The sequence below is a fragment of the Naasia sp. SYSU D00948 genome, assembly GCF_017916515.1.
Taxonomy (GTDB): domain Bacteria; phylum Actinomycetota; class Actinomycetes; order Actinomycetales; family Microbacteriaceae; genus Naasia.
The window spans coordinates 1353127-1377582 of record NZ_JAFMTA010000001.1; the positions used below are offsets into that span (position 1 = coordinate 1353127).

At 72.6% G+C, this 24456-nt stretch carries 23 protein-coding genes and 1 pseudogene; 16 read left to right on the plus strand and 8 right to left on the minus strand.

Going from position 1 to position 24456, the window contains the following annotated elements:
- Positions 1 to 370, minus strand: a pseudogene (locus tag J3P30_RS06445) (hypothetical protein); the annotation flags it as partial.
- A gap of 92 nt (positions 371 to 462) precedes the next feature.
- The gene (locus J3P30_RS06450; protein WP_210480112.1) at positions 463 to 1278 is read right to left on the minus strand and encodes a hypothetical protein; all 816 of its coding nucleotides are present in this window, start codon (positions 1276 to 1278) and stop codon (positions 463 to 465) included.
- Between the two features lie 259 nt (positions 1279 to 1537).
- Between J3P30_RS06450 and J3P30_RS06455 the strand changes: the two genes are divergently transcribed.
- The 4 genes from J3P30_RS06455 (at position 1538) to J3P30_RS06470 (ending at position 5059) form a co-directional block, all read left to right on the plus strand.
- A complete protein-coding gene (locus J3P30_RS06455) occupies positions 1538 to 2752 on the plus strand; it encodes a cation:proton antiporter (RefSeq protein WP_210480113.1) in 1215 nt (404 codons plus the stop codon).
- The gene (locus J3P30_RS06460) at positions 2749 to 3279 is read left to right on the plus strand and encodes a hypothetical protein (protein ID WP_210480114.1); all 531 of its coding nucleotides are present in this window, start codon (positions 2749 to 2751) and stop codon (positions 3277 to 3279) included. The genes J3P30_RS06455 and J3P30_RS06460 overlap by 4 nt, the downstream gene beginning before the upstream one ends.
- Positions 3280 to 3386: 107 nt before the next feature.
- A complete protein-coding gene (locus J3P30_RS06465; RefSeq protein WP_210480115.1) occupies positions 3387 to 4619 on the plus strand; it encodes an NAD(P)/FAD-dependent oxidoreductase in 1233 nt (410 codons plus the stop codon).
- 14 nt (positions 4620 to 4633) lie between these two features.
- On the plus strand, positions 4634 to 5059 hold the full coding sequence (locus J3P30_RS06470) for a hypothetical protein (protein WP_210480116.1): 426 nt from the start codon (positions 4634 to 4636) through the stop codon (positions 5057 to 5059).
- On the opposite strand, the gene J3P30_RS06475 is transcribed toward J3P30_RS06470, so the two are convergent.
- Entirely contained in the window at positions 5056 to 7662 is a 2607-nt protein-coding gene (locus J3P30_RS06475) for a hypothetical protein (RefSeq protein WP_210480117.1), read from the minus strand. The two genes, J3P30_RS06470 and J3P30_RS06475, sit on opposite strands and share 4 nt — an antisense overlap.
- Before the next feature lie 261 nt (positions 7663 to 7923).
- Between J3P30_RS06475 and J3P30_RS06480 the strand changes: the two genes are divergently transcribed.
- Genes J3P30_RS06480 through J3P30_RS06495 form a run of 4 tightly spaced genes read left to right on the plus strand, consistent with a single transcriptional unit; the run spans position 7924 to position 11900 of the window.
- Positions 7924 to 9924, plus strand: coding sequence for a glycosyltransferase family 2 protein (locus J3P30_RS06480; protein ID WP_210480118.1), 2001 nt, complete (start codon positions 7924 to 7926; stop codon positions 9922 to 9924).
- Positions 9921 to 10256 (plus strand): STAS domain-containing protein, encoded by a 336-nt coding sequence (locus J3P30_RS06485; protein WP_210480119.1) that lies wholly within the window; start codon positions 9921 to 9923, stop codon positions 10254 to 10256. Before J3P30_RS06480 ends, J3P30_RS06485 begins: the two co-directional genes overlap by 4 nt.
- Positions 10249 to 10680 (plus strand): ATP-binding protein, encoded by a 432-nt coding sequence (locus J3P30_RS06490; RefSeq protein ID WP_210480120.1) that lies wholly within the window; start codon positions 10249 to 10251, stop codon positions 10678 to 10680. Before J3P30_RS06485 ends, J3P30_RS06490 begins: the two co-directional genes overlap by 8 nt.
- Positions 10677 to 11900: a PP2C family protein-serine/threonine phosphatase gene (locus J3P30_RS06495; protein WP_210480121.1), complete on the plus strand. Its 1224-nt coding sequence runs from the start codon at positions 10677 to 10679 to the stop codon at positions 11898 to 11900. Before J3P30_RS06490 ends, J3P30_RS06495 begins: the two co-directional genes overlap by 4 nt.
- 25 nt (positions 11901 to 11925) lie before the next feature.
- On the opposite strand, the gene J3P30_RS06500 is transcribed toward J3P30_RS06495, so the two are convergent.
- On the minus strand, positions 11926 to 12192 hold the full coding sequence (locus J3P30_RS06500) for a DUF2277 domain-containing protein (protein ID WP_210480122.1): 267 nt from the start codon (positions 12190 to 12192) through the stop codon (positions 11926 to 11928).
- Positions 12193 to 12234: 42 nt separating this feature from the next.
- Entirely contained in the window at positions 12235 to 13440 is a 1206-nt protein-coding gene (locus J3P30_RS06505) for a serine hydrolase (protein WP_210480123.1), read from the minus strand.
- An 81-nt stretch (positions 13441 to 13521) separates the two neighbouring features.
- Between J3P30_RS06505 and J3P30_RS06510 the strand changes: the two genes are divergently transcribed.
- Entirely contained in the window at positions 13522 to 14283 is a 762-nt protein-coding gene (locus tag J3P30_RS06510; protein WP_210480124.1) for an SDR family NAD(P)-dependent oxidoreductase, read from the plus strand.
- 2 nt (positions 14284 to 14285) lie between these two features.
- Positions 14286 to 16040, plus strand: a complete 1755-nt coding sequence (locus tag J3P30_RS06515) for a hypothetical protein (RefSeq protein WP_246852728.1) — start codon at positions 14286 to 14288, stop codon at positions 16038 to 16040.
- Between the two features lie 10 nt (positions 16041 to 16050).
- Here the strand turns inward: J3P30_RS06515 and J3P30_RS06520 are convergent, their stop codons facing one another.
- A complete protein-coding gene (locus tag J3P30_RS06520; RefSeq protein WP_210480125.1) occupies positions 16051 to 16791 on the minus strand; it encodes a FadR/GntR family transcriptional regulator in 741 nt (246 codons plus the stop codon).
- A gap of 247 nt (positions 16792 to 17038) precedes the next feature.
- On the opposite strand from J3P30_RS06520, the gene J3P30_RS06525 reads away from it, so the two are divergent.
- The 6 genes from J3P30_RS06525 to J3P30_RS06550 are packed head-to-tail and all read left to right on the plus strand — an operon-like array spanning position 17039 to position 22964.
- Positions 17039 to 18325 (plus strand): MFS transporter, encoded by a 1287-nt coding sequence (locus J3P30_RS06525; protein WP_246853088.1) that lies wholly within the window; start codon positions 17039 to 17041, stop codon positions 18323 to 18325.
- A complete protein-coding gene (locus J3P30_RS06530; protein ID WP_210480127.1) occupies positions 18322 to 20058 on the plus strand; it encodes a dihydroxyacetone kinase family protein in 1737 nt (578 codons plus the stop codon). The genes J3P30_RS06525 and J3P30_RS06530 overlap by 4 nt, the downstream gene beginning before the upstream one ends.
- 2 nt (positions 20059 to 20060) lie before the next feature.
- A complete protein-coding gene (locus J3P30_RS06535; RefSeq protein ID WP_210480128.1) occupies positions 20061 to 20531 on the plus strand; it encodes a ribose-5-phosphate isomerase in 471 nt (156 codons plus the stop codon).
- The gene (locus tag J3P30_RS06540) at positions 20531 to 21310 is read left to right on the plus strand and encodes a triose-phosphate isomerase family protein (RefSeq protein WP_210480129.1); all 780 of its coding nucleotides are present in this window, start codon (positions 20531 to 20533) and stop codon (positions 21308 to 21310) included. Before J3P30_RS06535 ends, J3P30_RS06540 begins: the two co-directional genes overlap by 1 nt.
- Positions 21307 to 22101 carry a sugar phosphate isomerase/epimerase gene (locus J3P30_RS06545; RefSeq protein WP_210480130.1) on the plus strand — a complete coding sequence of 265 codons (795 nt, stop codon included), beginning with the start codon at positions 21307 to 21309 and terminating at the stop codon, positions 22099 to 22101. The genes J3P30_RS06540 and J3P30_RS06545 overlap by 4 nt, the downstream gene beginning before the upstream one ends.
- On the plus strand, positions 22098 to 22964 hold the full coding sequence (locus J3P30_RS06550) for a phosphogluconate dehydrogenase C-terminal domain-containing protein (protein ID WP_210480131.1): 867 nt from the start codon (positions 22098 to 22100) through the stop codon (positions 22962 to 22964). The genes J3P30_RS06545 and J3P30_RS06550 overlap by 4 nt, the downstream gene beginning before the upstream one ends.
- 117 nt (positions 22965 to 23081) lie before the next feature.
- Here J3P30_RS06550 and J3P30_RS06555 read toward each other — a convergent pair whose 3' ends face one another.
- On the minus strand, positions 23082 to 23714 hold the full coding sequence (locus J3P30_RS06555; RefSeq protein WP_210480132.1) for a DUF305 domain-containing protein: 633 nt from the start codon (positions 23712 to 23714) through the stop codon (positions 23082 to 23084).
- The gene (locus J3P30_RS06560) at positions 23692 to 24381 is read right to left on the minus strand and encodes a DUF3105 domain-containing protein (protein ID WP_210480133.1); all 690 of its coding nucleotides are present in this window, start codon (positions 24379 to 24381) and stop codon (positions 23692 to 23694) included. The genes J3P30_RS06555 and J3P30_RS06560 overlap by 23 nt, the downstream gene beginning before the upstream one ends.
- Positions 24382 to 24456: the final 75 nt, after the last annotated feature.

The window sequence follows — 24456 nt, forward strand, 5'->3', positions numbered from 1 at the left end:
GTGCGGTGCGGCTGTCGGCGTCGCCGAGGACGCTGACGGCGTTGCCGCTGACGGTGACCGGTGCGGTGACGACGGGCGCGACCTGGTTGCCGCCCGCGATGCTGCCCGAGCCGCTCGTGGTGGCCGATCCGGCGTCCGGCTGGTGCACCGGCGCGCCGGTGGCGGGCGCCGAGGCGGAGGCGTCGCCGAGCACGCTCACCGCGTCGCCGGTGATGGTCACGGGCGCGTCCACGGACGGCAGGATCTGATTCCCGCCACCGATGCTTGCGGCTCCGTCCGTCCCGGCCGCGTTCGCGGCGCACGTGCCGGCGAGGCTCAGCCCGCCGGTGACGAGGACGAAGAGCAGTCCCCGATAGAGGCTTGTCGACATGGTGGTACTCCTGATCTGTTGACGAAGAAGGGGATGACCTGCGGCGGATCGCCGCAGCACTCGAGAACGGCGGAGAGCGCCGTCATCCCTCGTCAGTCAGGAGTGGAGGAGAGGTCTCCGGCAGGAGAGGCAGGAAGCCCATCTGGCGTTTCGGCCGTGGCGAGGCCGGTCGTGCGCGGGAGGACCCGGCCGGTGTCGAGGACCGCCCACGCAGCGAAGGCCGGCGCCGAACCCAGGGCGGAGTGGAGGGGAGCCGGCGTGCCACCGGGCGTCGCCGGCGCCCAGGGCGCCTGGGCCGGGGCCTCGAGGACCGCGTCCTGCGCCGGGACCGCCGACGGGATGCCCGAGCTCCGCTGAGTCCGCTCCGCGGCGGCGGCGGCGGCAGGCGCCGGCTCCTGCAGGGGGGCGGTCGCCGAGGCGGCGGGAGCGGACGATTCGACGGAATTCCCCGCGTCCGGCAGCGCCACGGGAATCGGGGTCTCGAGCTCGGGCTGCGGCACCGTGACGGCCTCGTCGAGCACTGCGCCCACCGTCTCGGTCGCCTCACCTGCGACGGTGTCGACCACGCCCACAGCGGCAGGAACGGTCGCGATGACGGCGGGGACGGTCGCGATCACGGCGGGCACGGCGGCCTCCGCGGAGGGCAGAGCCTCCACCGCGGCAGCGCCGGCATCGACGACCGCTGCGCCGGCATCCACGACGGCGGCGAGCTCCGCGGCGGCCGGCAGCGGGGCGGCGGCGACGGGCTCGGAGAGGTCATCCAGCACGTCCAGCTCGGTGGCGGACGCGGGCGACCCTCCGAGCAGGAGGGCCGCGAGGACCCAGGCTGCGGCGAGCGCGAGAGCGGCGAGCAGCAGGCGCAGCAGGTGCGGACTTCTGCCGTGCACCGACTCTTCCATTGCGCTCACCCCCCGGTTGCTGGCGCTGTGCCGAGAAAGCTAAGCCCCAGCAGAACGGTCCGTCTACCCCTGGAGGCCGGAGCGCTTCTCCGGTTGCGCGCGGAATGCATCCCTGCCTATAGTTCGCGATTCCGTGGATGTCGACGTGTCGAGGATCGGATTTCCGCGCTTCTCTGCAGACTGGGAACTTTCGCCCTGGGTGCTCCGGAGCTCTCTCCTGCGGGTCCCGAGCCTGCCGCGCTGCCCGCTTCACCCCTAGTGTGTGGTCGTGAGACCGCCGCTGGAGACGATCATGCTGTTCGCCGCCATCGCGGCGGTGTCGCCGATCCTCGGCTCGATCTTCGGCCGGGCCGCGCAGGTGCCGCTCGTCGTGTTCGAGATCCTCCTCGGGATCCTCTTCGGACCGGCGGTGCTCGGCTGGATCACGGTCAACGAGTTCACGACGTTCCTCGCCGCCGTCGGGCTGGCGACGCTCTTCTTCCTGGCCGGCAACGAGATCGACTTCAGCGCACTCCGAAGCCGCGCGACCGGTGCGGCGGTGCTCGGCTGGGTCATCTCGCTCGTCGCGGGGCTCGGGCTCGGCCTCCTCATCGGGGGGTCGCTGGCCGCGGCGGTGTTCATCGGCATCGCCCTGACGACCACCTCGCTCGGCGCGATCCTGCCGCTGCTCCGCGACGCAGGCGAGACGCGCACGCCGTTCGGCCGATCCATCGTGACCATCGGCGCCGTGGGAGAGTTCGCGCCGCTCGTCGCCATCTCGCTGTTCCTCAGCGGGCGCAGCCCCCTCACGGCCGGGGTCATCCTGATCGGGTTCGTCATCGTCACCGCCGTGGCGATCGTCGTCGCCGCGCGCGGTCCGTATCCCCAGCTGCACGGCCTGATCAGCGCGACGCTCCACACGAGCGGTCAGTTCGCCGTCCGGCTCGCGCTCGGGATCCTCGCCGCGCTCACGTGCCTCAGCATCGCCCTCGGCATCGACATGCTCATCGGTGCCTTCGCCGCCGGAGTCCTCGCCCGCGTGCTCCTGTCCGCCGCCCCCCAGGAGGAGCGCGAGGGAGTCGAGAGCAAGCTCGAGGCCGTCGGCTTCGGCTTCCTGGTGCCCATCTTCTTCATCAACACCGGCGTCACGTTCCCGCTCGATGAGCTCTTCGGCGACGTGCGGGTCCTGCTCCTGCTGCCTCTGTTCCTCGTCCTGATGCTGCTCGTGCGGGGCGTTCCCGCCCTGCTCGGCGCCGCGACGCGCAGCCACTGGGACCGCGGCGCCGCGGTCCTCCTCACCGCGACCGGGCTGCCGATCATCGTGGCGGTGACGAATCTCGGCGTCGAGGCCAAGGACCTGAGCGCCGGCATGGCGGCCGCCCTCGTCGGCGCCGGGATGCTGTCCGTGCTCCTGTTCCCCCTGGTGGGACTCGCCCTGCGCGGCCGCGGTGTCCGGGGGACGGCGCCCGCCCTGGTGCAGGACCCGGCCGCGACCGAGGGATGACCGGGAAGCGCATCGCCGACGCAGGCGGCGCTCGCGGCTGGAAGGATCGGGCTCACGGATCGGCGGGAGGCGGCATGGACGGGCGGCGGACCTACACGCGGAGCGAGATCGACAGGGTGCGGCTGGTCATCGGGTCGCAGCTCGAGGCGTACCGGGAGCTGACCCGGGCGGTGCGGGCTGCGGATGTCGGCGACGTGCAGCCGTCCCTCGCCGAGTTCGAGCATCTGCTCTTCAACACCCTCGCCCTCGCCCTCGATCGTCCGTTCGTGCACAGGGTGCGGACGGGGACCGGCGCGGGGCCGAGTCCGCTCGACGAGCTGGAGGTCATCTGCGATTCCCTGCTCCGCGACGGCGTGCTCCGGCCCGGTCTGCCCGGATACTCGCCCGGGTCGTCGATCACCGGACTCCCCGAGGGCGAGCACATCCGGCTGTCGGCGGAGCAGTTCGAGCGCCTCGCCGAAGCGGTCTTCGCCGAGCTCGAGGAGAGGTTCGCGGAGGAGGGGCCGGCGGGTCCGCCGTCCTCCTGACGCACGCGGGACGAACGCCCTTGAACGCCCGCCCGTCCCGGTCCTAGCTTGTGCGGTGATGCGACCCCTCCTCCCAGGGTCTGCGCCGCCGTGCGATCGGAGGACGAATGGGCGTTTCGGAGGATGCGGACATCGTCGTGGTCGGCGGGGGGCCGGTCGGTCTCGCGACCGCCGCGCTCCTCGGCCGGCTGGGTCACGACGTGCTCGTGCTCGAGCAGCGACCGGAGCCCGTGCCCCCGGACGAGTCGCGCGCGATCACCTGGATGCCCGAGGGCCTCCTGCTCGCGGATCACCTCGGCATCCACGATCGGCTCGCGCAGCGGGCGGTCGTGCGCACCGCGCACGAGTTCCGCCGGTCGCCGGGGGGAGGGCCGCTGCTCACCCTCCATCTCGACCGGATGCGGCACCGGCATCCCTACTCGCTGAACCTGGCGCAGCACGACACCGAGGTGGTGCTGGAGGCCGCCGCGCAGGCCGTGCCCGGCGTCCGTGTCCTCCGCGGCTTCACGGTGAAGTCGGTGTCCCAGGACGCGACGGGCGTGGAGATTCGAGGCATCGCCGCGTCGGGAGCCGCCGACGGAGCACGGGCCCGGTTCGGCGTCGTCGCGGACGGCGCCGGTAGCACCAGGCGGGGCGGGGCCGCCATGCTCCACGTCGCCCAGCGCTTCCGGGACTACGGCACCTACAGCGCGGTCGCCGACGTCGAGCTCGCGTCGGACCCCGACCGCAACGACCGCTCCTGGATCGCCCTCGACCCGCGCCGACCGCTCGGCGCCTTCGCCTTCGGGCCGCGACGCTGGCGGCTCGTCTACCGCGTGGAGGGCGAGGAGGAGCGGCTCCGCGCCGTCGAGCCGGACTTCGTCGAGCGCATGCTGCGGCGGGCATACCCGGACGCCGTCCTGACCCGTCACCTGTGGGCGAGCACGTTCCGCCTCGGGCAGGGACAGGCGCTCCGCTACGCGTCGGGCCGCTGGGTCCTCGTGGGCGATGCCGCGCACGCGATGGGGCCGAGCGCGGGTGCCGGGATGATGGTGGGCCTCCTCGGCGCCTGGCGTCTGGAGGACGCTCTGCGCCGGCACGGCCTTGACGCGTGGGAGCGCGCCGTCGCGGAGTACGCCGAGGGTCAGCGGGCGGCCTCCGAGCGGGTCCAGTCGGCCAACGCGCTGATCTTCCGCAACATCGCGCTGCGCAATCCCGCGCTCGCCGCCGCGCGGTCGACCGGGCTGTGGCTGGCCGGCCACCTCTCCCCGGCGGGCATGCGGATGACGCGGCGGGAGACCCTCGCCGGTCTCGCGCCCGAGGTGACCGAGGCCGAGAAGCTCGCGGTTCCGAGGTCCTGAGGTAAGGAGCGGACGTGTCGACAGGCAGAGGCGACTGGTTCGGCCCGGAGCCGGTGCGCGGGCGCGGCGTGGCGCAGGTCGCCGCCCTGGTCGCGCTCGTCCTCACCGGGGTGGTGCTCATCGCCCTGCCCGACCGCGACGACCGCGTGTTCACGCTGAGTCCCGAGCACGGACCGGCGCCGCTCGACCTCGTCGGCTCGATCCTGGTGACCGCCGGGTGGCTCGGCATCGTCGCGCGGCCGCTCGTCGCTCGCCGCCGGGTGGGCGGACGGGCCGGCAGGAGGGCGCTGTCGGTCTGCCTGTTCGCCGCAGGGGTCGGGGTGGGCCTGATCGCGGCGTCGATCTTCTCGCAGCTCAGCTGGTGGTGGGCGGTGGGGGCGGCCATCCTCGTGGCCGTCCAGCTGTACTTCGTCGCCCTCTCGATCCCGCCGCGGGGCTAGACCCGGGAGAGGACCTCCTCGAGCGCTGCGCGGTACTGGGACACCTCGAAGTAGTCCGAGTGGGTCGCGACCCGCTCGTACGGGCCGGGGAGCAGCTCGGCCGCACCGCGGTCGACCACGTTCGCGACGTCGCTGTAGCTGTGCACGGGGAAGCCGAGGAAGTCGGTGCGCCGCCACAGGTTCACCCAGGCCGGTGCCCCCTTCGTGGTGAGCAGCCGGGTCAGCGTGGGGGACGTCCCGGGCCCGCGGAACGTCTCCTTGCGGCCCTTCTCGTCACGGGCGATCGTGCGCAGCCAGGGGTCCGCGCCGAGCAGCGACGGGCGCAGGCAGGACCGGGTCCCGAGCACCCGGGGACCGAACAGCTCCGGGAAGAACCGGCCGAAGTACGGCCGGGGCTGCGCCCCGTAGGTGAGCAGCCCGACGTCGTGCAGGGGGGCGTCCTCCGCCGCGTACCGCGCGAACAGCGTCGAGATCGCGAGGACGACGCCCATGCTGTGCGCGGAGACGATGACCCGCCGCCGCAGGAGAGAGGGCTCCTGGAGCCAGGTGCGGATCCGGTCGTCGAGCTCCGGGACGGCGCGCTCGGCGTACGAGGGCGGCCCGAACGGGTGACCGGCCCGCGGGAGGAAGCAGAGGAGGTCCCACAGCACCGCGACCGGTCGCTCCTTGCGCGTCAGGGCGTTGGCCGCCACGGCGCCGAGCGCCGCGAGCGCGACCGCGCCGAGCATCGTGATCGCGACGCCCGACGCCCCCCGCAGCACCTGCTCGGACAGCTCGGGAGGGTCGTAGGCGGAGACCGCCGCCGGCCCCACCTGCATGTCGACGACGAGGGTCGCCGCGAGCCCGGCTCCGATCGCCATCGCGAGCAGGCCGAGCACGGGCTCGACTCGGTGGGCCAGGGCCGCGAATCTCCGCGCTCGCAGCACCCGGACCTCCACCCGGTTCTCGGTCGGGTCCTGCTGCGGCCGGCCGCCCGCGTAGGTGCGCAGCGGCGCGACCTCGCGTCCGCCGTCCCGGACCGGCGCGGACTTCAGGCGGGTCAGCCGCGTCATGCTCGTGAGCGCCGCGAGGCCGACGGCGACCGCGACCACGAGCACGATGCCGAGGAGCACGACGCCGAACTCGGCGTACACGTCCCCCCGCTCGACGGCGGACAGCCCGAGCCAGGCTCGGGTCCCGACGACGAGGAGGCTCGCGAGGACCATCGCGGCTCCGAGCGAGAGCAGGAGGACGACGCCCGGTCCCGTTCCGTGCCACCCGGTCCGGGCGTGCTCCGAGCGGGAGCGGGCGCCGGCCACGACCACGATCAGCAGCTGCGCGGCGACCGCAAGGCCGGCCAGCGCCTGCCACAGGGGGTTCAGGAGCTCGCCCGGCAGCAGGTACGGGAGGACGAGGAGCGCCAGGGCGGAACCGAGGAGCGCCGCGGACACGGCGGTCGGGACCCCGCGACGCCACCCCAGGGCGGCCAGGGCGATCGCGAGGAGCAGGGCGATCAGGATCTGCGGCGCCACGACCAGGCCGAGGAACGGCTGGGCCGGCGGCTCCTCGGCCGGAGGGACCGCGCTCGCGATGCCCGCGAGCAGGAAGAGCAGGATCGCGGTGACGAGGAGGCGACCCGCATGGGCGCGCCGGCGCCGCACGATGTCCGTGCGACCCGGGGTCTCCGAGGCCGCCGCGAGCACGACCACGACGATGACCAGCGCGAGCGCGGCGAGGAGCCCTGCGAGGACCGCGAGCGGGGAGGAGGAGAGGACCCGCTCGGGCAGCAGGCATCCGTTGAGGAGGAAGGTCGCGGGCCGTGCGCAGCCCTCCAGCGGGGAGAACACCCGGTCCCACGCGAGCAGCACGGCGAGCAGCAGCAGCACGGCCGCGAAGTGGAGGCGCTCGGTGGTGGGCCCGATGCGCGCCTTCGACCAGAACCCCGGAGTGGCGAGCGTCGGCACGGACTCCACGCGCTCGGCGGCGAGCGTCCCCGCCATCCGGCTGACGCTCGCCTCGTACTGCACGCGGCCGCGCCGCGCGACGACGTAGATGAGGAGCATGGCGGCGAGCGGGACGAGCGCGAGGAGCGCGATCCGCTGTCCTCGCGTCAGAGCGTCGAGCGGTGACAGGACGGGTGCGAGCGGGGCGCACGCCTCGTCCGTCGAGAAGCACTGGACGGCCACGAGGTCGAACGCGACCGTCGCCAGCGCCGCGACGTAGAGAAGGGTGAGGCCGAGGCCGAAGATGCGGAGCAGGACGGCGCCGCGGCCGGGCCGCCAGGCGTTCGGGTTCGGCTGGGGCTCCATCCGCCGCGTCCAATACGCGACGTTGCAGAGCCCGAACGGCAGCACGAAGAGCCAGCCGATGTGGACCGCGAGCTGGCCGAGCAGCGGGAGCGGCCCGCCCCCCGTGCGGGCGAGCAGGCCCCACGAGTACGCCTCGCGATGCACGTTCGGCGGGGTGTCCGCAGTCTCGCGCCGCGCGGCCCAGAAGCCGCCCAGCGAGTCGCCGGCCACCTGGCGGACCTGGGAGGCCGGCACGCCGAGCATCGACGACGGCAGAGCGTTCTTGACTCCGTGCACACGCAGCTCGAGCACGGGCCGCAGGAGGGGTTTCGGCACGCGGACTCCCCACGTCGGATGCGCCGGACGTTACTCGCGGGCGGGCCCCTTGTCGAGGGCACCCTCGAGGACCCCGCTCGCCGGTCGGTCACGGCGTGCGGCGACCGCCCTGCCGCGTGCCGTCCGATGCCGTCGCCCCGATCGTGTCCGCATTTCCGGGGACACGGGGTGTCACCCGAACTGGGCGTGGCTCGGGGGCAGGAGGCGTGGGTAGTGTCGCCCTGCACACGTGGGGGCGTGTGCGGAACGCTGGGGGGCGGCATGGCGGGGACCATCGTGCGGACCCGCGCCGCCGTCCGCCTGGAGAGACGGCACCGGGAGCGGGACGAGCGGAGACTGCTCCTCGTCCGCGTCGTGGCCGTGCTCACGGTCGTGCTGGGCCTCAACTACATCGGCTGGCGGTGGCTGTTCTCCCTCAACTGGGACGCCGCATGGATCGCGATCCCCCTCGTCGTGGCGGAGACCTACAGCCTCATCGACGTGACGCTCTTCGCCCTCACCGTCTGGCGCGCCCGCCGACGGACGCAGGCGCCCGTCGCGCCGGCGGGGCTCACGGTCGACGTCTTCGTGACGACCTACGACGAGCCCGTCGAGCTGGTCCTCGACACGGTGGAGGCGGCGAAGCGCATCACCTACCCGCACCTGACCTGGATCCTCGACGACGGCGACCGGCCCGAGCTGCGCCGGGCGGCCGAGCGGGCGGGCGTCGGCTACGTCACGCGGGGCCAGGACTGGCACGACCGCCCCCGCCATGCCAAGGCGGGCAACCTCAACAACGCGATGATGTCGACCGAGGGCGAGTTCATCCTCATCCTCGACGCCGACCAGGTGCCCGAGCCGGAGATCCTCGATCGGACGCTCGGCTGGTTCACGGACCCCCGGGTCGCGCTGGTGCAGACCCCTCAGGAGTTCCGCAACGTGCCCGCCCGCGATCCGCTCGGCAGCGACGCGCCCCTGTTCTACGGGCCGATCCAGCAGGGGAAGGACGGCTGGAACGCGGCGTTCTTCTGCGGCTCGAACGCGATCCTGCGTCGCGAGGCGCTCATGCACCTCGCCATCGCCCGTTACGTCGCCCAGGTGGAGCGGAACGTCCACCGCGCTCTGAAGCAGGCCCACCGTGTGCTCACCCGGGCGCTCGCTCGGGACAACGGCGACGATCCGCTGCTCGACGCGGCGCTCGCCGCCCTCGAGCACGCCGTCCGGGAGACGCGGCGCGCCCTGGCCCAGGGGGAGCCGGTCGGCCTGTGCACGTTCCGGCTGCAGCGTGCCGTCGAGGAGATCGCCGAGGAGATGGTGAGCGTCCAGCTGCGCGAGCTCGCCGCCGACCTCGCCGACCTCGGCGAGGTGGAGGCGGCGCAGTTCGCCGGCAGCCCGCCGAGCGAGACCCTGCACCAGCTGGCGACGGGGGAGGCGTCGCCGCTCGCGGCGTTCGCGAAGGTCCAGGCCCTCATCCGCTCCATCGACGTGGACCTCGGCGGCGAGGCGCAGCCCCTCATGCCGCTGGCGACGATCTCCGTCACCGAGGACATGGCGACGGCGATGCGCCTGCACGCGGCGGGCTGGAAGAGCGTGTACCACCACGAGACGCTCGCGTGGGGGCTCGCCCCGGAGGACCTCCGGACCATGATGCGGCAGCGTCTGCGCTGGGCTCAGGGCACCGTCCAGGTGATGCTGCGTGAGAACCCCCTCGTGCAGCGCGGCCTCACCCTCGCCCAGCGGCTGATGTACACCGCCACCATGTGGAGCTACCTGTCCGGCTTCGCGACCGTGGTGTACTTCCTTGCGCCCGCCCTCTTCCTGACCGTCGGGATCCTGCCCGTCGACGCGGGGGCCGTCGAGTTCCTCCTCCGGTTCCTGCCCTTCCTCGCCGTGAACCGCCTGCTCTTCCTCGTCGCGAGCCGGGGGATCCCGACCCGTCGCGGCCGCCAGTACAGCGTCGCCCTCTTCCCGGTCTGGATCCGGGCCACGCGCACCGCGATCGGGAACGTCGTGTTCAAGCGCCCGCTCGACTTCGTCGTCACCCCGAAGACCCGCCAGCTCGGCGGCGTCCCCTGGCGGCTGATCTTCTGGCAGTGCGCCGCCGCCGCCGTGCTCCTCCTCGCCTCCGTCGTGGGCGTCGTCCGCATCCTGCTCGGAGTGGCGGAGCCGGTGGGCACCCTCGTGAACCTCGTCTGGGTCGGCGTCGATCTCGCCGCACTCGCAGTCCTCGTCCCCGCCATCCGCTACCGCGGCTTCGGCACCGAGAAGGGAGCAATCTCATGAATCAGAACGTGCGCCACCTGGACGACGGGGTCGCCGTCCTCTCCCTCGGCGGGAAGCTCAACATGGTGAGCGCCCCCGCCGTCCGGGAGAGCATCGCGGGTCTCGTGGCGGGCGGCTCGTCCCGCGTCGTCGTCAACCTCGAGGGGGTCGAGTTCCTCGACTCCTCGGGTCTCGGCGCGCTGATCAGCGGCCTGAAGAGCACGCGGCAGGCGGGCGGCGACCTCCGGATCGCGGCGCCCGGCGAGCAGGTCCGCCTCGTGCTCCGCCTCACGAACATGGAGCGCGTGCTCGTCCCCTTCGAGACCGCCGAAGAGGCGTTCGCCCGTGCCTGACACCGTGTCCCGCCCGCCGAAGGCTCCCCAGACCCTGGACCTCGCGGCCCCGCCGGACGATGTCAACAGCGTCCATGCCCTGCTCGAGGCGGTCTGGGCCGCTCACGAGGACGTCGGCCCGATCGACCGGATCTCCTTCGAGACGGCGCTGATCGAGCTGGCGTCCAACGTCATCCGTCACGGAGACGACGGGGACGGCGTCGTGTGCTCGGTGACGGTCGACGTCACCGAGGACCGGATCGAGGCGAGGCTCATCGACTCGGGCCCCCGAGGGGACATCCAGCTGAGCCGAAGCGAGCTGCCGGACGAGCTGGCGGAGTCGGGACGCGGCATCCCGCTCATCACGGCTCTGGTGGACGTGGTCCGCTACGAGCACGACGCCGACGGCAACCGCTGGTTCCTGTCGCGGAGGCGGTCGGGATGACCGGGAACTCCGTCGAGGTGACCGGGCTGACCGAGGCCGAGCGCCGGGCGGTCGCCGAGCTGAGCCGCCAGCGCTCCCTCGACGAGCTCGGCATCCTGGACACCGCCTGCAGCGAGCGCTTCGACCGCATCGCCCGGACGGCCCAGCAGCTGCTCGGCTTCGAGACGGTGATCATCAACTTCGTCGACCACGATCGGCAGTGGACCAAGGCGAGCACCCGTCCCGACCTCCCGCGGGTGACGCCGCGCGACGAGTCCTTCTGCCACTTCGCGATCCAGCAGCGCGCGCCGCTGATCGTGCACGAGCCCGAGACCGACCCGCGCTTCCGCGGCAACCCCTTCGTGGCCCGCGAGGACGGCATCCGGTTCTACGCGGGACAGTCCATCCAGGGTCCGAGCGGGGAGCGCGTGGGCGCCATCTGCGTCGCGGACTACGGGCGGCGGGAGTTCGGCCCGGAGCAGCAGGCGATCCTGCGCGACCTGGCGGTCTGGGTGGAGGAGGAGCTGGCGCTCGCCCGCGAGCTGACGGACAGCGCCCGCGTCCAGTCGGGCCTGCTCCCGCAGTCGCTCGTGACGATGCCGGGCTACGAGGCCTCCGGCGTGTGCCTGCCGATCCGCACGGTGAGCGGCGACTTCTTCGACTGGTACCCCGTGCGCGGCGGCGCCGCCTTCACGCTGGCCGACGCGATGGGCAAGGGGATCCCGGCCGCCCTCATGGCCGCGACCGTCCGCGCGACGATGCGGGCCGGATCCCGGTTCGACGGGGTCGCGAGCGCGGTCGAGGCGGCGGCCGAGACGCTCGACGCCGACCTGGAGAACTCCCGGACGTTCGTGACGCTCTTCCACGGGCACCTCGAGGAGGACACCGGTGTGCTCCGCTACATCGACGCGGGGCACGGGCTCACCCTGCTCCTGCACGGGGACGGCTCGACGGAGCGCCTGGCCTCCACGGGGCTTCCGCTCGGCGTCGGCTGGGACGTCACCTGGGAGGAGCGCGAGGTCGCGATGCGCCACGGCGATCTGCTGATCTCGGTCAGCGACGGCGTCCTCGACGCCTTCGGCGGGACGCTGGACGCGCTCGGCCAGGTGGAGCGCATCGCGCGCGAGTGCTCCGGCGCGGCCGAGGCGGTGGTGGCGGCCATCACGGAGGAGGTCGGGTCGCGGGCCCCGGACGACGTCACCGTGCTCGCGGTGCGCCGCCTCCCGGCGCTCCGCGCCTGAACCCGGCGGCGGAACGAGCGGACGGCTACGCGAAGCGGCGCAGCGAGCGCTCCCGCGCCTTCGCCGCCTCGATCTCGCGGGTCTTCGGCGGCGCCGTCGTGACGAGGTCCTCGAGCAGGTGCTGCGTGATGTGCGCGATCTCGGCGACGGCGCGATCGAAGGCCTCGGCGTTCGCCTTCGAGGGCTTCGTCGACCCGCTGATCTTGCGCACGTACTGCAAGGCGGCGGCGTGGACCTCGTCGTCGGTGGCGGCCGGCTCGAAGTTGTGGAGCGTGTGGATGTTCCGGCACATGCCGGAAGGCTAACCAGGGCCGCGGACGCTGGGAAGCCCGGGTCAGCCGGGAGCGTCCACCGCGTCGGCGATGGCCGTCAGGAGCGCCGGCCAGTCCGCGTCGCCGGCGTCCCGGCCGAACCGGACGAGGACGAGGTCCTTCTCCGGTGCGACGTAGATGTACTGCCCGAAATTGCCGCGGGCGTAGAAGTGGGGCCGGTCCTCCCGCGGCGTGACCCACCACAGGTACTGGTAGAAGTCCGCGGGGTCCGACTCGTCGTCCACCCGGGTCGACTCCTCGACCCACTCCGAGGGGATGAGCTGCTCCCCGTTCCAGTTCCCGCCCTCGAGGAAGAGACGGCCGAACTTGGCGAAGTCGATCGCCCGGCCGTTGAGGCCGCTCTCCATCTTCTCGAAGCCGCTCGCCTCGCTGTCGAGGCTCCACGAGCCGTCCGCCTCCATCCCGAGCCTGCTCCAGAGCCTGTCCTCGAGGAAGCAGGCGACGCACTCGCCGGTCGTGCGCTCGAGGATCAGCCCCAGCAGGAGCGGGTGGAAGTTGTTGTAGTGGAAGCGCCGGCCGGGCTCCTCGCTGATCTTCGCGGACACGGCGACGTCGCGCAGATCCGGGGCGTAGTAGGTGGTGGCGTCGTCGCTGAAGGGCATCCCGAGCTCGGTGTAGGCGATGCCCGAGGACATGGTGAGCAGGTCCCGGATGGTGATCGCCGCGAAGCGCGGATCCCGGTCCAGCAGCTCCGGGACGTACTCGGTGATGGGGTCGTCGACGCCGCCGATCGCGCCCTCCGCGATCGCGATCCCGACGAGGGCCGACACGACGGACTTCGCCATCGAGAAGGACGTCTGCGTGGACTCCCGCTCGTAGCCGCCCAGGTACTCCTCGTGCACGAGGACATCGCTCTGGATGGCGAGGAGGGCGGTGGTGCTCGTGCGCTCGAGGAAGTCGCCGGGCGGCTCGCCCGTCTTCTCGGTCACAGTGGTGCTGAGGGCCCGGTCGAAGGCCCGCGCCTGCTCGGCGGTCGGAGCGGTGAAGTCGAAGACGGGCCCCGCCCGCTCCACCGTGCGGGCCGGGAACCGCTTCCAGTCGTCCACGTCGGCCTCGAGCCAGACGAGGGTCCTCGCCAGCTGCGAGTGCGGTGTCGACAGGTAGGCGGCGAGCCAGAGACACAGCAGGATGACGAGGAGGGCGCCCCCGACCGCAGCCGCTCGCCGCAGCAGCCGCCGAGGTGGCGGCGGTTTCACTGAGCCGGGCATGGTCCCAGTGTGCTCCACGCGGACGGGCTAGAACCGGTCAACCGGTTGTAGCATGCGGTGACCACTCGAGGAGGAGCCTGCATGAGCGATCGACTGAACGGCAAGACCGCACTCGTCACCGGAGCCGGGACGGGGATCGGCCAGGGCGTGGCGGCCCGCTTCGGGCGGGAGGGCGCGCGTGTCGTCTTCGCCGACCGCAACGGCGAGGCCGCGCAGGCGGCCGCCGCCGAGGTGCCGGAGGGCCGGGGCCGTGCGGTCACCATGGACATCTCCGACGAGACGGCCGTCGAGACGGCGTTCGCCGAGCTCGCCGCGAACGGGTGGTCCCCGGATGTCGTGGTGGCGAACGCAGGCGTGCAGCTGTTCGGCAAGGACGCGAAGATCGCGGACCTCGACCTGCGGTGGTGGCAGCAGACCATCGACATCAACCTGACCGGCACCTTCCTGACCGTGAAGCACGCGGTCCGCTCGATGCTCGCGAGCGGCGGAGGATCGATCATCCTCACCGGCAGCCCCACCGGCATCAACGGCGAGGGGGCGGACTTCACGGCGTACAGCACGTCGAAGGCCGGGATCCACGGCATGGCGCGCACGGTGGCCGCCGCCTACGCGAAGCAGGGCATCCGGGTGAACACCGTCGTCCCCGCCTACACGGAGACGACGCTCGTGACGAGCATCACGTCCGACCCCGAGTCCCGGGCCGCCATCATCGGGCGCATCCCCGTGGGCCGTGCGGGATCGCCCGCCGACATCGAGGGGATCATGGTCTACCTCGCGAGCGACGAGTCCGCCTTCGCGACCGGCGCCCTGTTCGCCGTCGACGGCGGCATGACGACCCTCTGACCATGGATCTCGCCGAGCACGCGGCCGCCGACGCCGCCTGGGGACTGCCCGAGCCCGAGCCGCGCGAGTGGCGGTCCGGCCCATGGTCCGTGGAGCTCCGGGGGGACGAGCTCGCGGACATCCGCTTCGAGGACCGGCTGGTCCTCCGTGCGGTCCGAGCCGTCGCGCGCGACCGCGACTGGGGGACCGTCCCCGTCGAGGTGCTCTCGACCACCGCAGGGGATCGCGCGCTCACGCTCGAGGTCCGCATGGCGGGCCTCGGGGCGGACCTGCTCGGCGCGGTCGAGCTGGAGGCGACGGGCGAGTCCCTGGCCGTGGCCTTCCACGCGGTGTCCCGCACCGACTTCCTGCGGAACCGGATCGGACTCGTCGTGCTGCACCCGCCCGGAGTGGCCGGCGCGCCCCTCGCGGTGGTCGACCCCGAGGGCCGCCGGACGGACACCCGATTCCCGGAGTCGATCAGCCCGCACCAGCCGGCGTTCGACATCGCCCGCCTCGAATGGGCCTCGTGCGGGCTCGAGTGCTCCCTCGACTTCGCGGGGGACGTGTTCGAGATGGAGGACCAGCGGAACTGGACCGACGCCTCGTTCAAGACCTACAGCACGCCGCTCGCCCTGCCGTTCCCGGTCCTCGTCCCCGCCGGGACGGAGCTGCGCCAGTCCCTGACCCTGTCCGCCCGGGTGGTCGGGCCGGCCGACCCGGAGCCGGAGCCGGGGCTGGTCGTGCTGGAGGACGCCGCGCGGCCCTTCCCCTCGGTGTCCGTGGGCGCATCGACGGCGCCGGAGCCGGCTCCGCGGCTCGGGATCCCTCCCGCCGACGCGCTCGTCGTCGAGCTCGACCTCACCACGGCGAACTGGCGGGCCGCCCTCCAGCGGGCCGCCCGGGAGGCCGGGCCGCTCCCGCTCGACGTCCGGCTCGTCGCGGACGAGGCGGCCCGGCTGGCGGAGGCCGTGGACGCGCTCGCGGACCATCGGATCGCCCGCCTCGGCGTCTACGACGCGACGACGCACGTGACCGAGACGCCGCTCCTCGCCGGGCTGCGCGACGCGCTGAGGGACCGCGAGGTGGCGATCGTCGGCGGGGCGCGCTCGCACTTCACGGAGCTCAACCGGAACCACGAGAGGCTCGACCCCTCGCTGCCCGCGCTCGCCTACAGCGTGACGCCCGAGATGCACGCGGTCGAGCGGAGCCAGCTCGTCGAATCGATCCCCATGCAGCGCCTGGTGGCGCTCGACGCCGTCGCGATCGCCGACGGGCGGCCGGTCTTCGCCGGACCGTTCACGCTGAAGGCTCGGTTCAACGCGGTGGCGACGTCCTCGGCCTCGGCGGCGCAGGGCGACGACCTCTCCGCTGGATACGGCGCGGAGCTCATCGACGCGACGGACCCGCGGCAGACCTCGCCCGCGCTCGCCGCCTGGACGATCGCGAGCGCGGCCGCGTCCGCCGTGCCCGGTGTCGCCGGTCTCGCCTACTTCGAGCTCTGGGGCCCGCGCGGCCTCTGCTCGGCGTCGGGCGAGCCGTACCCGGTGGCGCGCGCCGTCGCGTGGCTGGCGGCCCTGTCGGGGCAGCGGATGCTCGTGGACCCGGAGCCCGGGCGCGGGGGCGTCTGGGTGGTGGGCGCGGTGGGCGAGGGCGGGACGACGGTCCTCGCGGCGAACCTCGCGAGCCGGCCCCGATCGCTCCGGGTCGTCCTCCCCGACGGGCGCCAGGACGAGGTCGAGCTGGAGCCGCTGGGCGCGGAGCGCCGCGAGTACTGAGCCGGGACGGCTAGCCGGAGGTGACCGGCTGCGAGAGCCGGGCGGAGGCGGTGGCCATGTGCGCCGCCATGGCCGAGGCGGCCGCGTCCGCATCGCGCGCCTCGAGGGCCCGGTACACCGCCTCGTGCTCCTGCAGCGCGTCGAGGGCGTGGCTCTCGTCCTGCACTGCGCGGTCGACCCAGATGCGCAGCAGGGACCGCACGACCTGGAGGAGGTCGAGGAGCAGCGAGTTGTCGGCGGCGGTGGCGAGCTCGTGGTGGAAGGCGAGGTCCGCCTTCACGAAGGCGGCCAGGTCACCGGTCGACTCCTGCATGCGCTCGACGTGGCGCCCGAGGGCGGCGAGCTGCCTCTCGGTGAGGCGCTCGGCCGCGAGCCGGGCCACGTAGATCTCGAGCCCGGACCTCAGCTCGAGCAGCTCCGCGGTGTTGCGCTCGCCGATCAGGAGCCCCCAGCGCAGCGTCTGCGGCAGCAGCTCGCTCGCGTTCCCGCGCAGGTATGTCCCCGAGCCGGGTCGCACGTCCACGACGCCGAGGATCTCGAGGGCGGCGAGGGCCTCCCGCACGGCGGACCGTCCGACCTCGAGCGTCGCCGCCAGCTGGCGCTCCGGCGGCAGCCGTGTGCCGGGCGCGATGGAGCCGCTCGTGAAGAGGTCGAGGAGCCGCGTCGCGACCTGCGACACCGCCGAACCGGCGGGGAGCGAACCGAGCGCAGCGGTGATCTCCGCGGAGGTGTCGTCCCGGTACGCCGGCATGCCGTCACTGTAATAGGACTTCGCCTGGAAGCGGTGGGGGCGGCTACGCCCCAAAACCGGTCAACCGGTTTGACAACCGGGGCGGCGGCCGCGAATATCTATCGAGGTCGAGCGAGCGCTCGGTTTTCAGTACATCGAAGACGATCCCCAAGGAGTCAGCGTGGACACCACTGCCCACACGACGACGAGCGTCGAGCGCTCGGCAATCAAGAAGGTCGCCGTACGGCTCGTGCCGTTCGTGGCCCTGATGTTCTTCATCAACTACCTCGACCGCACGGCGATCGGGTTCGCGGCTCCCAACGGGATGAACGAGGACCTCGCGCTCAGCGCCGCTCAGTTCGGCTTCGCGTCGGGCGTCTTCTTCATCGGCTACATCCTGCTCGAGGTGCCGAGCAACCTGGCCCTGCACAAGTTCGGCGCGCGCAAGTGGCTCGCCCGGATCATGGTCAGCTGGGGCATCGTCGCCGCCCTCTTCACCTGGGTCGGCAACTTCGAGCAGCTCGCCATCCTGCGGTTCATCCTCGGTGTCGCCGAGGCCGGCTTCTTCCCCGGCGCGATCCTCTTCCTGAGCCTCTGGGTGCCCGCCCGGCACCGCAGCACGATCCTGTCGCTGTTCTACCTGGCCCAGCCGCTCACCACGGTCATCGGCGCCCCGCTCGCCGGCGTGCTCATCCAGCAGGACGGCGTCTTCTTCGGTCTCGAGGGCTGGCGCTTCATGTTCCTCGGCGTCGCGCTCCCGGCCATCGTCGTCGGCATCATCGCCTGGTTCTACCTCAAGGACCGCCCGGCGGACGCCAAGTGGCTCACCGCTGAGGAGAAGGCCTGGCTCGAGGGCGCCCTCGAGTCGGAGCGGGTGTCGACCGAGTCGTCCCACAAGCACGTGTCCCTCCGCCACGCGTTCTCGAGCGGCCGGGTCTGGGCGCTGTCCTTCATCTACTTCGGCTTCATCTACGGCCTCTACGCCCTCGCCTTCTTCCTGCCGACGATCATCGAGGGCTTCCAGGAGCAGAGCGGCGTCGAGTTCGACGTGATCCAGAAGGGGCTCATCACCGCGGTCCCGTACCTGCCTGCGGCCATCGCGCTGTACTTCTGGTCGCGTGACGCCCACAAGCGCGGCCTCAAGACCTGGCACATCGTGATCCCGGCCCTCGCCGGCGCGGTCAGCATCCCGCTCGCCCTGTTCGCGGGCTCGCCCGTCCTCACCATCGCCGTCATTACGATCACGGCCATGGCGATCTTCTCGGCGCTTCCCAACTTCTGGACGCTGCCCACGCAGTTCCTCACCGGCGTCGCGGCCGCCGCGGGCGTGGCGCTCATCAACACGGTCGGCAACCTCGCCGGCTTCTCGGCCCCGTACATCACCGGCGCGGTCCACGACTGGACCGGTGGCTACGAGATCCCGATGTTCATCGTCGGCTTCTTCATGCTCCTCTCCGCGGTGCTCATGGTGCTCCTCTCGCGGAAGCGCCACGACGCCGGCTCGGACGCCCCGAACGCGGCGCCGCTCATCATCGACGAGACGGCGAACCGGTGACGAGGCTCTACAACGAGCCCGCGGCCTTCGCGGACGAGATGATCGAGGGGTTCGCCCTGGCGAACTCCCGGTACGTCCGGCAGGTCCCCGGCGGCGTCGCGCGTGCGACGGCGTCGCCGGAGGGCCAGGTCGCCGTCGTGATCGGCGGCGGATCGGGTCACTATCCGGCCTTCGGCGGACTGGTCGGCCAGGGTCTGGCGCACGGCGCGGCGATGGGCAACCTGTTCGCCTCGCCCTCCACGCAGCAGGTGGAGTCGGTGGCGAAGGCCGCGTCGGACGGCGGCGGTGTGCTGCTGTCCTACGGCAACTACGCCGGCGACGTGCTCAACTTCGACGCCGCGCAGGACCGGCTGCGGGCGGCGGGCATCCCCACCGAGACGGTGACGGTCACCGACGACATCTCGAGCGCCCCGCTGGCCGAGAAGCACAAGCGGCGCGGCATCGCGGGCGACCTGACGGTGTTCAAGTCGGCGGCAGCGGCCGCCGAGGCGGGCTACGAGCTCGCCGAGGTCGCCCGGGTGGCCCGGCACGCCAACGAGCGGACCCGGTCCTTCGGCGTGGCGTTCACCGGCTGCACCCTGCCCGGCGCGGCGGAGCCGCTGTTCACGGTTCCCAAGGGCCGGATGGCGGTCGGGATGGGCATCCATGGCGAGCCCGGCATCGACGAGACCGGTGTGCCGACCGCGGACGAGCTGGCCGAGCTGCTGGTGTCGTCGCTGCTGAACGAGCTGCCCGAGGGCGTGGAGTCGGCGCAGGGCGCGCGGGTGGTGCCGATCCTCAACGGCCTGGGCTCGGTGAAGTACGAGGAGATGTTCGTCGTCTACCGGCGCATCGCCCAGCTGCTCGAGGCCGCGGGCCTGGAGATCGTGGACCCGCACGTGGGCGAGTTCTGCACCAGCTTCGACATGGCCGGCACCTCGCTGACCCTGTTCTGGCTGGATGACGAGCTCGAGCGCTTCTGGAACGCCCCGGCCGACACCCCCGCCTACCGCAAGGGGTCCGTCGCCGCCGCCGAGCGGGTGCAGACGTCCGCGGACACCGCGGACAGCGAGGACCGCATCCCCGACGCGACCGCCGAGTCGCGGGAGGCGGCGGAGCTCGTGCTGCGGGCCGTCGAAGCCCTCAGCAGGACGATCGACGACAATGTCGACGACCTCGGCCGGATGGACGCGATCGCCGGCGACGGGGACCACGGCATCGGCATGCAGCGCGGCGCCCACGCGGCCCTCGAGGCCGCCCGGTCGGCGCAGTCCGCCGGCGCAGGAGCGGGAACCGTCCTGGTCCTCGCCGGCGACGCCTGGGCCCACCGGGCCGGCGGCACCTCCGGAGCGCTTTGGGGAGTCGCGCTGCGCTCGCTGGGCCTCGCCCTCGGCGACGAGTCGCGTCCGACCGCGGCGAGCGTCGCCGACGGAGTCGCGGCGGGCGTCGCGGGCATCACCTCCTACGGCAAGGCGCAGGTCGGCGACAAGACCATGGTCGACGCCCTGGTGCCGTTCACGGAGACCCTGACCCGCGAGGTCGCGGCGGGCGCGAGCCTGACCGAGGCCTGGACCTGGGCCAGCGAGGCCGCCACGAGCGCGGCGGCCGCCACGGCGGACCTGCTGCCGCGGATGGGCCGCGCGCGCCCGCACGCCGAGAAGAGCCTCGGCACCCCTGACCCCGGGGCGCACTCGTTCGCCCTGATCGTGCGCGCGGTGGGCTCGGTGCTCGCCGCGCAGGAGGAGAGGAAGTGAGCATGCCCGAACCGCTGCGGCTCGTCATCGGCAGCGATGACGCCGGATTCGACTACAAGGAGATCCTCAAGAAGGACCTCGAGAGCAACGACGGCGTCGCCTCCGTCGTCGACGTGGGAGTGGACGCGGACGGCCACACGGCCTACCCGAAGGTCGCCGTCGCGGCGGCGGAGCTCGTGGCCAAGGGCGAGGCGGACCGGGCCCTCCTGATCTGCGGCACCGGCCTCGGGGTCGCGATCGCGGCGAACAAGGTCCCCGGCATCCGCGCCGTCACGGCGCACGACAGCTTCTCGGTGGAGCGCGGCGTGCTCTCCAACGACGCCCAGGTGCTCACCATGGGGCAGCGCGTGGTGGGCATCGAGCTCGCCCGTCGCCTCGTGCGGGAGTGGCTCACGTACCGCTTCGACCCGCAGTCCGCCTCGGCCGCCAAGGTCGCCGTCATCGAGCAGTACGAGACCACGGGCAGCTGCTGATGTCCGCACGCGTGTCGGTCGGCGTGAGCCTGAAGATGTACTTCGGTCATCGGCAGGCCCGCGACTGGTTCGCGCGCGTCGCGGGCATCGCCGCGGGGCACCCGGCGGTCGCGAGCGGCGCCGTCGAGGTGTTCGTGATCCCGACCTTCCTGCAGGTGCTCCCCGCGCTGGAGGCGTTCGCGGGGACGCCCGTCCTCGTGGGCGCCCAGGACCTCGCGACCGAGGACGGCGGTGCCTTCACCGGTGAGGTGAGCGGCGCCGAGCTCGCCGAGGTGGGCGTCCGCGTGGCGGAGGTCGGCCACGCCGAGCGCCGCCGCCTGTTCGGGGAGACCGACGAGATCGTCGCGGCCAAGACCGCCGCGGCGCTCCGGAACGGCCTGGTGCCGGTGCTCTGCCTCGGCGAGGCCGAGCGGCTCGAGCCCCGCGCGGCGGCGGCCGAGGTGATCGGGCAGCTGTACTCGGCGCTCGAGGGAAGCCCGTCCGGACGGCTCCTGGTCGCCTACGAGCCCGTGTGGGCTATCGGTGCCCCGGAGCCCGCGCCGGCGGAGCACATCCGCGCCGTCGGGGCCGCGCTGCAGGAGGAGGTCGCCGTCCTCGCCGGACGCGAGGGCAGCGGCGTCATCTACGGCGGCTCCGCGAAGCCCGGACTGCTCGGCACGCTCGGCGACTCCGTCGACGGGCTGTTCCTCGGCCGCTTCGCCCACGACCCGGCGGCCTTCGCCGCGGTCCTCGACGAGGCCGCGGAGCTGGCCGCGCGGCGGGAGGTGGTGACCCGATGATCGGGCTCGGGAGCTACGCCTTCTTCTGGCAGCAGTCCGAGCGCGTGCCGGAGCCGCTGAGCCTGATCGACGTGTTCGAGCGGACGCGCGAGCTCGGCGTGGAGCTGTTCCAGATCTGCGACTACGCCCCGCTGCTCGGGATGAAGGCGGCCGAGATCCGCGACGCCGCGACCGCCGCACGCGAGCTCGGCCTCACGATCGAGCTCGGGACGAAGGGCGTCGCCGTCGACCATCTGGCGACCTTCCTCGGACTCGCGGACGTCTTCGGCGCCCGCCTGGTGCGGAGCATGGTCTACGCGCCCGGCTTCCGCCCCACGCTCGCGGAGGCGGAGGGCCTCCTCAGGACCGCCCTGCGGGACTACGAGGCAGCGGACGTGACGCTCGCGCTCGAGACCTACGAGCAGGTGCCCTCGTCGGACCTCGTGGACCTCGTCGAGCGGATCGGCAGCGACTCGCTCGGCATCTGCCTCGACCCGGCGAACAACGTGGCGGCGCTCGAGCTGCCGAAGGACGTCGTCGAGCGCTGCGCCCCGTACACGAGGAACATCCACGCGAAGGACTTCGCGTTCGCCCGCCAGGACGGCTGGGTGGGCTTCACCTACGGCGGCGCCCGCATGGGTGAGGGCCTTCACGACTACCCCCACCTGCTGCGCACGGTCGACCCCGGCGCGCGCGGCATCAACCAGATCGTCGAGCACTGGCTGTCCTGGCAGGGCGACCCCGCCACCACCGTCGCAGCCGAAGCCGACTGGACCCGGACCGCACTGGAATACCTGAGGAGCAATGCATGAGCACGACAACGACCGAGACCTACGTGATCGCCGTCATCGGCGCCGGCGGGAAGATGGGGATGCGCGTCTCCAACAACCTCGTCAAGACGGGTCACACCGTCTACTACAGCGAGAACTCGCCGGCGGGGCAGGAGCGCGTGCGCGCCGCCGGACGTGAGCTGACCGACACCTCGACGGCTGTCGCGAACGCGGACATCGTCGTCCTCGCCGTGCCGGACCTCGCGCTCGGCCCGGTGACGAAGGAGATCGTCCCGCAGATGAAGCCGGGCTCGATCGTCCTCACGCTCGACCCCGCGGCGGCCTACGCCGGCCTCCTCACCACGCGGGAGGACGTCATCCAGGCCGTGGCGCACCCCTGCCACCCGTCGATCTTCCTCGAGCGCACCACCAAGGAGGAGTGGGCGGACACCTTCGGCGGCATCGCCGCGCCGCAGGACGCCGTCGCGGCGGTCGAGTCCGACGACCCCGAGAAGAAGGCGATCGTCGAGGCGACCGTGCGCGCGATCTACGCGCCCGTCATCGACGTGCACTGGGTCACGGTGAAGCAGCTCGCGCAGCTCGAGCCCACCCTGGTCGAGACCATCGCCTGCATGGTCGGCGCCCTCCTCAAGGAGGCGCTGGACGAGGCCGTCGGCACGATGGGCGTTCCCGAGGACGCGGCCCGCTCCATCCTGTACGGCCACACGCAGGTCGCTCTCGCCAACGGCCTCCGCGGCGACAACCCGTTCAGCGACGCCTGCCTCATCGCGATGGACTACGGGCGCGAGAACATCATCAAGGAGGACTGGAAGAAGGTCTTCCGCGACGACGAGCTCGACAAGAACCTCGCGAAGATGCTCCACCTGGACAAGATCGAGCGCTGACCCGGCGCCGACGGGAGGGCGTCGTGGCTCGCCACGGCGCCCTCTTCGCGTGCCGCGGGTGATGCGGACGACTCGCGACCAGCGGGGGTGCGGGTGTCCGCACGACCGGGGGCTCGGCTACGGGCGCTCGGCGAGCATGTCCTCCATCAGGGCCGTCTCGGACTGCTGGCTGGCCACCACCGCACGGGCGAAGGACTGCACGGTCGGGTCGTCCGTCCGCGCGAGCACGGCTTCGCTCATCTCGACGGCGCCCACGTGGTGGTCGATCATCAGGCGGAGGAACAGGCGCTCCGCGTCGACGCCCGCAGCGGCGCGCAGCTGCTCGAGCTCCTCCGGGGTGGCCATGCCGGGCATCGGCGCGGCTCCGTCGTGCTCGTGCGCGCCGCCCTCGTCCATCCAGGCCATGGGCGGCTCGGAGCCCGCCTGCGGCAGCCCCCACTGCGTCAGCCAGCCGTAGAGCTGACCGGACTGGTGCGCCTGCGTGGTCGCGATGTCGTAGGCCAGGAGCCGGACCGCCTCGTCGTCGGTGCGGTCCCGGACGATCATGGCCATCTCGACGCCCTGATCGTGGTGCGTCTGCATGTCCCGTGCATAGCCCGCCTCGGCGCTCGTCGTGCTCGGGCCCGACGCCAGGATCACGCTCAGCCGGCCGATCGAGAACGCCGGAAGGGCGACGGCCGCCGCCGTCACCAGCGCGACGAGGACCAGCCGGATGCGGGATCGCTGCTCAGGCGACCTTGCCGGGGCCATCGACCGCTCCGCTGCACGAGGCGCCCGGCTCCGGAGCGTCCTCGCTCAGCCAGTACTCCTCGAAGAAGGCCGAGATGGTCTCCCGGTCGACCGAGTCCAGCTTCACCTGGGCGTTCCACGCGCTGACCGCGATCGGGCTGTCCATGCCCTCGTACGGCGAGAGGAGCGCGTGCCGGGACGGCATCAGCGAGCGCAGGGCCGCGATGTCCTCCTCGCTCACCTGTGAGGGGTCGTAGGTGATCCAGATCGCGCCGTGCTCGAGGGAGTGCACCGCGTACTCGTTCGGAACGGCCTCGGTGTAGACGCCGCAGTTGAGCCACGCCGGGTTGTGCTCGCCTCCGGTGGGCGGAGTCTGGGGATAGGTCACCGGCGTCGTGACGTGCGTGGAGACGTTCTCGAACGTCTCCACGCCGGGCACCTCGCGGCCCTCGCTGCCTGCGCTGTAGGTCGCGGGCTTGGGCGCGAGGACGAAGGAGACGACGAGGAGGGCGACGATCGCGAGCCCTCCGACGATCGCGGCCGCGATCCCGATGCGCTTGTTGCGCTTGCGGCGCTCGTTCTCCTTGCGGAACTTCTCGAGCTTCGCGGCGCGGTCGGCCGCCCGCTGCTGCTTGACGCTGAGCCCGTTCCCGGTCGAGGGCGTGCGCCCGGAGTTGGAGGACGGCATGGTGGTCGAGTTCCGTTCTGAGAGGGGGCGGCGCGGCCCGGCAGCGCGATGGTTGCGGTGTCAACAAGACGATAG

What these genes read in the sequence shown, in the direction of transcription:
- J3P30_RS06535 (WP_210480128.1), top strand. Translation starts at nt 20,061, where the DNA reads ATGCCCGAACCGCTGCGGCTCGTCATCGGCAGCGATGACGCCGGATTC.
- J3P30_RS06520 (WP_210480125.1), bottom strand. Translation starts at nt 16,791, where the DNA reads ATGCCGGCGTACCGGGACGACACCTCCGCGGAGATCACCGCTGCGCTC.
- J3P30_RS06500 (WP_210480122.1), bottom strand. Translation starts at nt 12,192, where the DNA reads ATGTGCCGGAACATCCACACGCTCCACAACTTCGAGCCGGCCGCCACC.
- J3P30_RS06525 (WP_246853088.1), top strand. Translation starts at nt 17,039, where the DNA reads ATGTTCTTCATCAACTACCTCGACCGCACGGCGATCGGGTTCGCGGCT.
- J3P30_RS06485 (WP_210480119.1), top strand. Translation starts at nt 9,921, where the DNA reads ATGAATCAGAACGTGCGCCACCTGGACGACGGGGTCGCCGTCCTCTCC.
- J3P30_RS06540 (WP_210480129.1), top strand. Translation starts at nt 20,531, where the DNA reads ATGTCCGCACGCGTGTCGGTCGGCGTGAGCCTGAAGATGTACTTCGGT.
- J3P30_RS06545 (WP_210480130.1), top strand. Translation starts at nt 21,307, where the DNA reads ATGATCGGGCTCGGGAGCTACGCCTTCTTCTGGCAGCAGTCCGAGCGC.
- J3P30_RS06505 (WP_210480123.1), bottom strand. Translation starts at nt 13,440, where the DNA reads ATGCCCGGCTCAGTGAAACCGCCGCCACCTCGGCGGCTGCTGCGGCGA.
- J3P30_RS06495 (WP_210480121.1), top strand. Translation starts at nt 10,677, where the DNA reads ATGACCGGGAACTCCGTCGAGGTGACCGGGCTGACCGAGGCCGAGCGC.
- J3P30_RS06555 (WP_210480132.1), bottom strand. Translation starts at nt 23,714, where the DNA reads ATGGCCCCGGCAAGGTCGCCTGAGCAGCGATCCCGCATCCGGCTGGTC.
- J3P30_RS06550 (WP_210480131.1), top strand. Translation starts at nt 22,098, where the DNA reads ATGAGCACGACAACGACCGAGACCTACGTGATCGCCGTCATCGGCGCC.
- J3P30_RS06515 (WP_246852728.1), top strand. Translation starts at nt 14,286, where the DNA reads ATGGATCTCGCCGAGCACGCGGCCGCCGACGCCGCCTGGGGACTGCCC.
- J3P30_RS06560 (WP_210480133.1), bottom strand. Translation starts at nt 24,381, where the DNA reads ATGCCGTCCTCCAACTCCGGGCGCACGCCCTCGACCGGGAACGGGCTC.
- J3P30_RS06480 (WP_210480118.1), top strand. Translation starts at nt 7,924, where the DNA reads ATGGCGGGGACCATCGTGCGGACCCGCGCCGCCGTCCGCCTGGAGAGA.
- J3P30_RS06465 (WP_210480115.1), top strand. Translation starts at nt 3,387, where the DNA reads ATGGGCGTTTCGGAGGATGCGGACATCGTCGTGGTCGGCGGGGGGCCG.
- J3P30_RS06510 (WP_210480124.1), top strand. Translation starts at nt 13,522, where the DNA reads ATGAGCGATCGACTGAACGGCAAGACCGCACTCGTCACCGGAGCCGGG.
- J3P30_RS06460 (WP_210480114.1), top strand. Translation starts at nt 2,749, where the DNA reads ATGACCGGGAAGCGCATCGCCGACGCAGGCGGCGCTCGCGGCTGGAAG.